The 11,471-nt window shown below is 62.2% G+C and carries 9 protein-coding genes and 1 riboswitch; of the genes, 5 read left to right on the top strand and 4 right to left on the bottom strand.

Going from position 1 to position 11,471, the window contains the following annotated elements; genetic code table 11:
• Positions 1-44: 44 nt before the first annotated feature.
• Together cobW and cobU are read right to left on the bottom strand one after the other, a co-directional pair.
• Positions 45-1,109, bottom strand: coding sequence for a cobalamin biosynthesis protein CobW (cobW, locus tag BLJAPNOD_RS12430; protein WP_115420026.1), 1,065 nt, complete (start codon positions 1,107-1,109; stop codon positions 45-47).
• Between the two features lie 3 nt (positions 1,110-1,112).
• Positions 1,113-1,637 (bottom strand): bifunctional adenosylcobinamide kinase/adenosylcobinamide-phosphate guanylyltransferase, encoded by a 525-nt coding sequence (gene cobU / locus BLJAPNOD_RS12425; protein ID WP_115420025.1) that lies wholly within the window; start codon positions 1,635-1,637, stop codon positions 1,113-1,115.
• Positions 1,638-1,774: 137 nt separating this feature from the next.
• Positions 1,775-2,227: riboswitch (cobalamin riboswitch) on the bottom strand.
• A gap of 211 nt (positions 2,228-2,438) precedes the next feature.
• Between cobU and BLJAPNOD_RS12420 the strand changes: the two genes are divergently transcribed.
• Positions 2,439-4,667, top strand: coding sequence for an adenylate/guanylate cyclase domain-containing protein (locus BLJAPNOD_RS12420; RefSeq protein WP_115420024.1), 2,229 nt, complete (start codon positions 2,439-2,441; stop codon positions 4,665-4,667).
• 24 nt (positions 4,668-4,691) lie between these two features.
• Here BLJAPNOD_RS12420 and BLJAPNOD_RS12415 read toward each other — a convergent pair whose 3' ends face one another.
• The gene (locus BLJAPNOD_RS12415) at positions 4,692-5,315 is read right to left on the bottom strand and encodes a class I SAM-dependent methyltransferase (protein ID WP_115420023.1); all 624 of its coding nucleotides are present in this window, start codon (positions 5,313-5,315) and stop codon (positions 4,692-4,694) included.
• 110 nt (positions 5,316-5,425) lie between these two features.
• On the bottom strand, positions 5,426-6,883 hold the full coding sequence (locus tag BLJAPNOD_RS12410; RefSeq protein WP_115421276.1) for a cobyric acid synthase: 1,458 nt from the start codon (positions 6,881-6,883) through the stop codon (positions 5,426-5,428).
• Between the two features lie 250 nt (positions 6,884-7,133).
• Between BLJAPNOD_RS12410 and BLJAPNOD_RS12405 the strand changes: the two genes are divergently transcribed.
• From BLJAPNOD_RS12405 to BLJAPNOD_RS12390, 4 genes are all read left to right on the top strand, one after another.
• Positions 7,134-7,277, top strand: coding sequence for a hypothetical protein (locus tag BLJAPNOD_RS12405; RefSeq protein ID WP_115421275.1), 144 nt, complete (start codon positions 7,134-7,136; stop codon positions 7,275-7,277).
• A gap of 871 nt (positions 7,278-8,148) precedes the next feature.
• Positions 8,149-9,147 (top strand): ABC transporter substrate-binding protein, encoded by a 999-nt coding sequence (locus tag BLJAPNOD_RS12400; RefSeq protein WP_115420022.1) that lies wholly within the window; start codon positions 8,149-8,151, stop codon positions 9,145-9,147.
• A gap of 274 nt (positions 9,148-9,421) precedes the next feature.
• Positions 9,422-10,333, top strand: coding sequence for a proline/glycine betaine ABC transporter permease (locus BLJAPNOD_RS12395; protein ID WP_115420021.1), 912 nt, complete (start codon positions 9,422-9,424; stop codon positions 10,331-10,333).
• Entirely contained in the window at positions 10,326-11,372 is a 1,047-nt protein-coding gene (locus tag BLJAPNOD_RS12390) for a glycine betaine/L-proline ABC transporter ATP-binding protein (protein ID WP_077503842.1), read from the top strand. The genes BLJAPNOD_RS12395 and BLJAPNOD_RS12390 overlap by 8 nt, the downstream gene beginning before the upstream one ends.
• The last annotated feature ends 99 nt before the right edge of the window (positions 11,373-11,471 follow it).

Here is an 11,471-nt window from a genome sequence, read left to right as displayed (position 1 = left end):
ACTTCCAGGAAAACGCTTTCCCGGAAGTGCGTTGCTTCAAGGAGTTAGACGAGCGCGGTGATGGCAGCGCGCACCGCAGCTTCGTCCATGTCGTGCAGGCCGATGACGACGAGGCGCGTGCCGCGCTTTTCGCCGGCCGCCCAGGCACGGTCGTAGTACTGGTCGATGCGGGCGCCGACAGCCTGGATCAACAGACGCATCGGCTTGCCGGGCACGTCGGCAAAGCCCTTGAGGCGCAGCACGTCATGCTCTGCGATCACGCCCTTGAGGCGATCGACGAAGGCGGCCGGATCGGCAATCGCGCCGAGCTCGACGACGAAGCTATCGAACTCGTCGTGAGAGTGCTCCTCGCCGGCCTCATGCTCCATCTCGTGGTGCGACTTGCGGTTGGCGATATCGCTTTCCGTGCCGACGCCGAGACCGAGCAGGATGGCGGCAGCCACTTCGCCGTTCTTGGCTTCGATCATCGTCGGCTTGCGGCTGGTGCGCGAAGCGACCTCTTCGCGCACGGCCTTCAGGCCCGACGCGTCGATCAGGTCGGTCTTGTTGAGAACGATCAGGTCGGCAGCGGTCAACTGGTCCTCGAACAGTTCCTCGATCGGGCTTTCGTGGTCGAGATTGTCGTCCTCGACCCGCAGTGCATCGACCTTGTCGTGGTCGTCGGCAAAACGACCGGCGGCAACGGCGGCGCTGTCAACCACGGTGACGACGCCGTCGACGGTCACTTCGCTGCGGATATCCGGCCAGTTGAAGGCGGCGATCAGCGGCTGCGGCAAGGCGAGACCCGAGGTTTCTATGATGATGTGATCGGGACGGTTTTCGCGCTCGAGCAGCTTGGTCATCGTCGGGATGAAATCATCGGCAACCGTGCAGCAGATGCAGCCGTTGGTGAGCTCGATGATGTCGTCTTCCGAGCAGGCTTCCGCACCGCAGCCCTTCAGGACGTCGCCGTCGACGCCGAGATCGCCGAACTCGTTGATAATAAGCGCAATGCGCTTGCCGTCGGCGTTCTGCAACAGGTTGCGGATCATCGTCGTCTTGCCGGCACCGAGGAAGCCGGTGATGACGGTCGCCGGGATCTTGCCCTGGTTGGCTCTGGCAGTGGTCATGGATCAACCCTTCATTTTCAGCGGCAATCCGGCCGCGACAAAGTAAACTTCCGCGGATTTCTCCGCAACGATCTGGTGAAGCCGGCCGGCATGATCGCGGAAATCGCGAGCCATGCGGTTCTCGGGCACGATGCCGAGGCCGACTTCGTTGGAAACAAGGATGAGGCGCGCCTGGGCCTCAGGCAGAAACGCGGCAAGGGCAGAAAACTCCGCCGCCATGTCGCGTCCTTCCATCATCAGGTTGGTGACCCACAGGGTCAGGCAGTCGACGAGGACCACGCGCTGTTCGTCGTCGATGCGTGTCAGCAGCGAAACGAGATCGAGCGGCTCTTCATGCGTCGTCCAGCCTTCGCCACGCCTCTGCCGGTGATGGTCGATGCGCTCGCGCATCTCGTCGTCCCAGGCGCGCCCGGTGGCGACATAGTGCATGCCGAGCCCCGAGGCTTCGACGAGCCTTTCGGAAAAGCTGGACTTGCCGGAACGGGCGCCGCCGAGGACCAGAACAGGGCCGGCATGGGGAATGGTCATGTGCGTTGCCGCCTCACGCGCCTGGTCGCAAGTTCGAGCGGCAACAGGATTTCACCGCGCCAGAGGCGCGTTCGGAAAACGATCGATGAGCCAAGACAACCTCCGTGATGGCGTGGGAAGCGGGCTTCCCGTCGGGCGGAATGCCCCTGTCGGACGGCAGGTCTCCTGGCTCACGGCGTCACGGACCCACGGCATTGCCTCGCGCGATAACGCGAAACGCGATGCCAGGGCCCGAACGGCCCGCCTCACCTTCCCGGCGCTTTCCGGTGCCACAGCGAACCTTTGCGCGTCTCCGACGCGCGGCGCTGTGGGCGGTTTCGTGAAAGGCGGACGATTCGTAGAAGAAGAGGCGTCCAACCCGGCTGATCACGAAGCCACGCCAGTGGCTTTTCCGGCTGAGTTCCAAACCGCCTGCGATCGCACCATGCGATCCAAAGCCGGCCGTCCTTCAGCCCGATGGCGAACCCTGACCGTTCTACAGTCGCGGGGTCGGCTGCGATAAGGATGCCCGATTTGGGTCCACCCGTCACATTCCCAATTATTCCCCCGCATCGCCACGATCCGGGGAAACCATCCAACGTCCGATGATTAGGAAGCGGGCAGTGCAAAGTCAATCGACGCGTGCGACACCTCCCCGGCCGAATTGCGCCGCGCGACGATTTGCCGGGCGCGGAGTACCGCAGGCCGCCAGTTCTCGTCACAGAGCACAAGCGATGCACCACGGCGGCGAACTTCATTTTAGCGATTGCAGATAATGCGATAAACTAGCCCAAAAAGAGGGTTCGGTTATCCGGAAGGCAAATGGAACGCAGGCTCGCCGCCGTGATGATTGCCGACGTTTCCGGCTATGGACTGCTCACCCAGGCCGACGAGGAGGGTACGTGTGCCCGCTTTCAGGCCGATCTGCACAACCTGTTCGAACAAAGGATCGCTGCGCACCGTGGGCGGTTGATCAAGACCATGGGCGATGGGTTGCTGGTCGAGTTCGTGAGTGTCGTCGAGGCGGTCCGTTGTGCGGTGGAGGTCCAGCGCGCGAAATCCGAAAGCCGAGGATCCGATGAGGGTCGACTGGAATTCCGCATCGGCATCAATCTTGGCGATGTCATCGTTGACGGCGACGACATTCAGGGCGATGGCGTCATCATTGCCGAGCGCCTGCAGAGCATCGCCGAACCGGGTGGGATCGTCATCTCCGGCACCGCCTACGACCAGGTCGAAAAGCACCTCGATGTCCGTTTCGTCTTTCTCGGCGAACAACGCCTGAAGCATATCGAAAGGCCGGTGCGGGCTTACAGTCTGGAGCTGAACGAAACTCGCGCCGGCGGCGCAAAGGTCGCAGCGCACAGCACGAGGCGCTGGGCGGCACTTGTTGCATCTGCTGTCGTGCTCGGCGCAGCCAGTGGTGTCGTCTGGTGGCAGCCGTGGGAACCGCCTGCGGAAACGGCCCAGGTCCAGCCATCGAACCTGACCGTGCCGGACAAACCGTCGATAGCAGTGCTTCCGTTTGCCAATGTGAGCGACGATCCCAGGCAGGAGTATTTCGCCGATGGCATGACCGACGGCCTCGTCACCGAACTGGCCCAGGTATCCGGCTTGTTCGTTATCGCGCGCAACTCGACCTTCACCTACAAGAACAAGCCAGTGACACCCGGGCAGGTGTCCAAGGAACTCGGGGTCAGATACGTCCTCGAAGGCAGTGTGCAGCGGGCCGGAGAGCAGCTGCGGATCAATGCCCAGCTGATCGATTCTCTCGATGGCGGCCACGTTTGGGCCGGAACGTTCGACGGCTCGCTTTCCGATGTCTTTGCGCTGCAGGACAACGTGATGCGCGGCATTGCCGATGCGCTTGCGCTTCGGCTGAACCCTGACGAGCAGATGGCCTTGGGGCGCAAGGAAACGATGGTGCCGGCAGCTTTCGATGCGTTCCTGCGCGGCTGGGAGCATCACCGACGCACGACCCCCGAGGATTTTGCAAAGGCAGTGCCTTTCTTCGAGCAGGCGATTGCGCTCGATCCTGCCTATGGGCGCGCTTATGCCGCCGCCGCCATGGTCTACGCGCGCATCTGCATGTGGCGCTGGCATTATCAGCTGGGCATCTCGCGGACCGAAGCGAGAGCCAGGGCGACGCAATATCTGCGCACCGCGCAGAAACACAAAACAGCGCTGGCCTACCAGGCGGCCGCTCTCCTTTCCGAAGCGGACTGGCAGCATGCCGACGCGCTAACCCAACTCAAGGAAGCGATCGCGCTCGAACCCGGCGATAGCTGGAGCTACGCGCTGACGGCCTTCGTCCTTACCTCCGTCGGCCGCCCGGCGGAGGCCCTGCCCTATATCCGCACGGCCATGCGCCTCGATCCGCACTCCCCGTCCTTCTTCATTTACGTCCTTGGACTGACGCACTTCAGCCTGGAGGATTTCGAGGCGGCAGCGGCAGCAACAAAGCGCAGCATCGAACTCAATCCGCAGGATGACGGCTCGTTCCTTCTTCTTGCCGCCGCTTCCGGGCACCTCGGTCGCCGCGTGGAGGCGCAGGCGGCCATCACCCGTTTCAACGCGCTTCGCCTCGCACGCGGCGGCACTGCGGCCAGCATCGCGACCAGCCCACCCCTGGACCTGGCAAGGCAGGAGGACAGCGAGCGTTTCTACCGGGGGCTGCGGCTGGCGGGCCTACCCGAGACCTTGATGAACACCGACTTCATCGCCGCAAACAGGCTGCAAGCCGACGAAGCCCGTTCGCTCCTCCTGGGGCATCGGCTGCATGGACGCATGCTGGATTCTGGCGAGGAACACGAGGCTGTGATTTCAACCGGGGGCATGGCCACTCTGACGGGAGACTGGGCATCCATCGGAGCCGGTCGCATGGCCGACGTCGAGGTCAAATTCGACAGCGACGAGGTTTGCTTCCTGTGGCTGAAGACAACGAACCTATGCGGGATCGTGCTGCGAAACCCCGGGGGGCTTCGCGCCAAGGAGAACGAGTTCATATGGTATCACGGCGACAGAGCCTTCACGTTCTCACAGATCCCCTAGGCTTGCTGCTTCGCCATGCCTCGGCTACCGCACCCGCTCCAGCACGCTGAACTGAAAAGCCTGCGCTGAATTCCAAGGCGTCTTGTGCTGGTGCGTGATCGCCTCGACCAGCCGGAAGGACGGACCGATCACGTCAGCAAGCGCCGCCGGATCGTAGCGCACCACGGGCAGGCCGCTGCAGCGCGCTGGCCCGTCGGGGGCAAAGGTGGCGATGATGGCATGACCGCCTGGCGTGACCGCGGCCTCCAGCCTCTCGATATAGGCGGCGCGGTCGTCCGGATCGGTCAGGAAATGAAAGGCGGCCCGATCATGCCATATGTCGTAGGCGCGTTCCGGCTTCCACTCGGTCACGTCGGCGGCGATCCAGTGCACCTGATCCGCACGCGCGCAAAGCCGCGCCCGGGCGGCTTCGAGTGCAGCCGGTGAGAGATCGAGCACGGTGATCGCCGTCATGCCCTCATCAAGCAATGCATCGACCAACCGCGACGCGCCGCCACCGATATCGATCAGCGAAGACATGGCAACTGCCGCATGTTTGCGGATGAGATCGAGCGAAACGGCCGGCGTACCCTCGAACCAGCTGACGCCCTCATCACCCTTTGAGGCATATGCAGCGTCCCAATGCGCTCGTCGCTCGTCGTCACTCATTTCAAACCGCCTCGCACGCCGGTTGTCGCGTGGCCCAATGTCTGCGTGTGTCGGCGCCTGCGCCGCATCTTAGCGCTTGACGCGTGTGCTGCAATGGCAGCGGGCGGGTCTCAAATGCCGAGCAGTTGATCCAGCCATTTCCGGTCAAGCACCGCCTCAATCTCGCTCGCGACATCATCGAGCGCCGCGTCGACCGACTGGCGGTAATTGCCGATGCCGCCTTCGATGCCGAAGCTCGTCAGCAACGCTGCGCGATAGGCATCGCTGGAAAACAGGCCGTGCAGGTAGGTGCCCATCACCCGGCCATCGGCCGAAAGGGCGCCATCGGCGCGGCCATCAATGCGGATTGATGGCCGATCGCAATCGGCCCCGGCTGTGCGGCCGAGATGGATCTCGTAGCCTTCCAGTGCAACGCCGTGTTCCAACGACCAGGCGCGGCTGTTGCGCAGGGTCTTTTCCGGCGCCATTTCCGTTTCGACGTCGAGCAGCCCGAGCCCGGCGATCTCGCGGTCGCTGCCCTCGATTCCGAGCGGATCGGTGACGCGTGCCCCCAGCATCTGGTAGCCGCCGCAGATGCCGATCACGCGGCCGCCGCGTCGCACATGGCGCTTGAGATCCTGGTCCCACCCCTGGGCCTTGAAATCCTGGAGGTCGGCGATGGTCGACTTCGAGCCGGGTATGACGATGAGCCCGGCATCGGCCGGAATTGGGTTTCCCGGTTTGACGAAGACGAGATCGACCTCCGGCTCGGCGGCAAGCGGATCGAGATCGTCGAAATTGGCAATGCGCGACAAGACAGGCACGGCGATCTTGAGCGCCCGACCCTCGCCACGGGCCAGTTTTTCAAGAACCACCGAATCCTCTGCCGGCAGCCGCCCTGCCGCCTTCAGCCACGGCACCACGCCGAAACAGGACCAGCCGGTGTAACGACCGATGGCAGCAATGCCATCGTCGAACAAAGTGACGTCGCCGCGAAACTTGTTGATCAGGTAGCCGCTGACCATGCGCCGGTCCTCTTCCGGCAGGATCGCATGGGAGCCGACCAGCGAGGCGATGACACCGCCACGATCGATATCCCCGACAAGCACGACGGGCACATCAGCGCGCGTCGCAAAACCCATATTGGCGATGTCGCCGGCCCTCAGGTTGATCTCGGCCGGCGACCCCGCCCCTTCGACCACGACAAGATCGGCACCGGCTGAAATCTGCTCGAAGCTTTCCATCACCGCGCCCAGCAGCTTCGGCTTCAGCGCCTGGTATTCCCGGCCCTTCGCCTGGCCCGCGACCTTGCCCTGTACGACGATCTGGCTGCCGACATCCGATTGCGGTTTCAACAGCACCGGGTTCATGTGCACCGAGGACGGCACGCGGGCGGCCAGCGCCTGCAGCCATTGCGCCCGGCCGATTTCGCCGCCATCGTCGGAGACGGCGGCGTTGTTCGACATGTTCTGCGGCTTGAACGGCATGACCTTCAACCCGCGATTGGAGGCGAGCCGGCACAGCCCCGCCACCAATACCGATTTTCCGACATCCGAGCCGGTTCCCTGAAGCATGATCTTGCGTGTCATGGCGCCACCGGTAACACCGAATTGACCGCCGGCAAAGGCCTGCTTTGACACGATTTCGCCGCATTTGCGGCGCGTCGATGACAGTCTGTTTCGGTCGCTTACCAAGCTTGTCGAGTTTCTCTCCGAAACTAGCGTAAATGCGACATCCTGTGACGAGTTTGGCATTCATTTTCGCGCGGCGCGAGCCTATATCAGCGCCACCGAAACACACCCGGATCACAACACGTCCGGCCTCTCAAGGTCCATGTCCATGCTGTACATCTTCAGCAAACCAAATTTCGTTCAGATTGCCTGGAATTCCAAGGCACCCGTCAGCCAGTCGCGCGTTCGCAACGTCGTGCTCGATGCTCCCTTTGGGCCGCTCGGGTTCATCCGCACGTCCAACATCGGTTGACCTGCCCCGCCCGTTGATCGGGCGCACGTTTGGCAATGGCTTTGCATTCCAGCAGCTAACGCCTCCTCCTCCAGCCGTCTCCCCCGTGGAGACGGTTTTTTTTGGCCTGATGACCGGGAAACCCGAGGCTCCTGTTTTGTGCATGTCGATATCACAAAGCCGCAACGCACTTTGCGCAACATGCCCGAAAACGCGAAAGCCGCATCGACCTCTTGGCGAGGGATGCGGCTTCCAAAAAACGCTGGTCACTCCGGAAATACACACCGAAGGCTCGCTTCACACCCGGGACGCACTACCTTGATCCGGGCCGGCGGCCGTTTCCCGCCGCGCAACAACATTTAGCCGGACATCGTTACCGGATGGTTATTGAGGATTTAACGAATGATGAATCGCGGCTTTTTTTGAACTTTTTTCGCGACATCGGCAGAAAATGCCGGTGACGCATTCGCGACAGGAAAAGTCCTGATTGCAACAGATCAAAAAAGGGCAGTGCGGCGACCGCTATATTTTGCGGCACTAATTGTCGTAAATGCTTAAATTTGGGCGGCCCGAGGCCCAAAAAAACTCTTCGATCATGTCGCAGACAGACGCCGCCGGCACCCAGACCCCGCCGTTGTCCGATTCAAGAGGTTGATTTCCCAACGAGAATACTTAGGCTTGCAGAGCGGTATAGAGGAGATCCGGCCGGCGACAGGGTTCCGCGGCAAGGACAAAACAAACTCCCATGACCGCCGCAGCAGGGGCTACCCTTGGCTTGTCTTTTGCCGAACCCCAAGCTGCTCATTTGGTTCGGGTGAGCGGGATGCGAGGGCGTCCCCAGGATACCCGTTTGATCGTTGGCTGCAGTTCAAAGACTGGGAGGTCTTGCAACATGAAGAAACTCCTCGCTTCCACCATCCTCGCCGCGGGGCTGTATGCCTTGGCGGGTTCCGCGCAAGCCGCCGAATGCGGAGACGTCAGCATTGCCGAGATGAACTGGGCGTCTGCGGGCGTTGCCGCCCACGTGGACAAGTTCATTCTCGAAAACGGCTATGGCTGCACCGTGACGCTGGTCACCGGCGACACCATGCCGACCTTTGCCTCCATGAACGAAAAGGCCCAGCCGGACATGGCGCCGGAACTGTGGGTCAATGCCGTTCGCACACCGCTCGACGCGGCCATCAAGGAAGGCCGGCTGATCGAAGCAGCCAAGATCCTGAGCGAAGGCGGCGTCGAAGGCTGGTGGATCCCGAAATTCCTCGCCGATGCCAACCCCGACATCAAGACGGTGCAGGACGCGCTCAAGCACCCGGACCTGTTCCCGGCCCCGGAAGATCCGTCCAAGTCCGCCATTCACAATTGCCCGTCGGGCTGGAACTGCCAGGTTTCGACCGCCAATCTCTTCAAGGCGATCGATGCTGAAAAGGCCGGCTTCCAACTGATCGACACCGGCTCCGCCGCCGGTCTCGACGGTTCGATCGCCAACGCATTCGCCAAGAAGACCGGCTGGCTCGGTTACTACTGGGCACCGACCGCCATCCTCGGCAAGTACGAGATGACCCGCCTCTCCTTCGGCGTCGATCACGACAAGAAGGAATGGGACGCCTGCTCGGCCGTTCCGGATTGCCCGGCCCCGAAGGTCAACTCCTACCCGGTCTCCGACGTCTTCACGGTCGTGACCAAGTCCTTCGCCGACAAGGCCGGCGTCGCCATGGATTACGTCAAGGCGCGCAAGTGGGACAACGGCACGGTCAACAAGGTTCTTGCCTGGATGGATGAGAACCAGGGCACGAACGAGGATGCCGCAAAGCACTTCCTCGAAGAGTTCCCCGACATGTGGACCCAGTGGGTCGCGCCCGACGTGGCCGAAAAGGTAAAGGCTGCGCTCTGATTTCGGCTGATATTGCAGGCGCCCGCATGAAAAGCGGCCGCCTGCATCGGCGCCTTCGCCATCAGGCAAGGGAACCGGTAGGGCGGTCGTTGCTCCTGACGACGAACGGGGGCCATTCGCGTCGCATTCAGTAAAGCGGGCGTCACGTTCCGCTGTCACATTCCTCACGCCGGGACCCGAAGAGGTCACTAGCTAAGTCTGCGCAAGGATCGGCAACGACCGACCCGAAGACGCAGTCGGCGTCATAAGACTTCCGGCCAAGAAGGGGAAAAATATGGCATCCATCTGCAGTGTCTTGCCAGCGTTGCTCTGCAAGTTCCCTGCCATTGACGACGGAACGATCCGGCTCGCGCGCAAGACCATCGACGATGGTTTCAAAGGTTTCGTTCGCTCCTATGGCGACGCCATCGATACGGTTGTGCAACCGCTTCAATGGTTCTTGAACTATCTCGAAGGCGCGTTCGTGGCGTCGCCCTGGATCCTCGTGCTGATCGTCATGGTGGCCGTGGTCTATTACGGCAGCCGCAACGTCAACATCACCATCGGCACGGCACTGTCGATGATTGCCATCGGCCTCGTCGGCCTGTGGAACGACACGATGATAACCCTGGCGATGGTCACCGTCTGTACGCTGATCTCGATCCTGATCGGCATTCCGATCGGCATTCTGATGGCGCGCTCCGATCGGGTGCAGTCGATCGTCAACCCGGTGCTCGACGTGATGCAGACGATGCCGAGCTTCGTCTACCTCATCCCGGTGGTCATGATTTTCGGCATCGGCAAGGTTCCTGGCCTGATCGCCGTCGTCATCTACGCCGTGCCGCCGATGATCCGTCTTACCAATCTCGGCATCCGCCTCGTCGACCAGGAAGTGCTGGAAGCCGCCGACGCCTTCGGCTCGTCTGCCTGGCAGAAGCTCAAGAACGTGCAGATGCCGCTGGCGCTGCCCACCATCATGGCCGGCATCAACCAGACCATCATGATGTCGCTGGCCATGGTCGTCGTCGCATCGATGATCGGCGTCGGTGGCCTCGGCAAGAACGTGCTGCAGGCGATCGCCAACCAGTTTTTCACCGTCGGTTTCCTCAACGGTTTCGCCCTTGTCGGTATCGCCATCATTTTTGACCGTACCAGCCAGGCCTTCGGCAGGCGGCTGCAGAAGCATTCGGAGGTTATCCATGGCTAGTCACGCGATCGAGGTGAAGAACCTCTACAAGATCTTCGGCCCCCGCGGCGGCGACTATGTCGACGCTGTCAAGCGTGGCCTCGGCAAGGCCGAACTCAACGAGAAACACGGCCACGTGCTCGGCCTGCAGGACATCAACATCTCGATGCCGGCCGGCGGCGTGATGGTGGTCATGGGGCTTTCGGGCTCCGGCAAGTCGACGCTGATCCGTCACATCAACCGGCTGATCGACCCGACGGCGGGCGAAGTGCTTTATGACGGCGTCGACGTCTGCAAGATGAGTGACAACGACTTGCGCGAATTTCGCCGCCACAAGACGGCGATGGTGTTCCAGAAATTCGCGCTGCTGCCGCACCGGACGGTTCTGGACAACACCGTCTATGGCCTGGAAATCCAGGGCGTCGGCAAGGCGGAAAGCGAAAAGCGCGCGCGTGGCTGGATCGACCGCGTCGGCCTCCAGGGTTTCGAGAACCACTACCCCAACCAGCTGTCCGGCGGCATGCAACAGCGCGTCGGCCTCGCCCGGGCGCTCACCAACGACGCCGACATCCTGCTGATGGACGAAGCTTATTCCGCACTCGATCCGCTGATCCGCGTCGACATGCAGACCGTGCTTCTCGACCTGCAGAAGGAGCTGAAGAAGACCGTCGTGTTCATCACCCACGACCTCGACGAGGCGCTCCGGCTCGGCGACAAGATCGCCATCCTGCGCGATGGCCGCGTCGTGCAGCAGGGAACGGGCCAGCAGATCGTGCTATCGCCCGCCGACGACTACATCACCGCCTTCGTCAAGGAAGTGAACCGCGGCCGCGTCATCAATGTCGAGACGATCATGCGGCCGCTTTCGGGCAATCCGGAGGGCATGCCGCTGGCGATGGGCATGGTGCTGGAATCGGCGGCACGCGCCATGACCGGCGCCCACGTCAACGCCGCCCATGTTGTCGACGAGAACGGCCGCCCGATCGGCGCGCTCGACCTACCGACGATCATCTCGGCGATGGTGACGCCCACCAGCCACGAGGACAAGCGGGCCGCCTAAAGCATGTCGCGCAAAAGTGTGCTGCGGTTTTGCGATCGCGACATGCATAAAAACAAGAACTTAAAGCGCGGCAAGCGAATCTGAAAGATCGCGACGCGC

The organism is Ensifer sp. M14 (genome assembly GCF_003355565.1).
Classification (GTDB): Bacteria; Pseudomonadota; Alphaproteobacteria; order Rhizobiales; family Rhizobiaceae; genus Ensifer.
The sequence above is the reverse complement of the archived record's forward strand: the minus strand, read 5'-3'. Positions and strand labels throughout refer to the sequence as shown.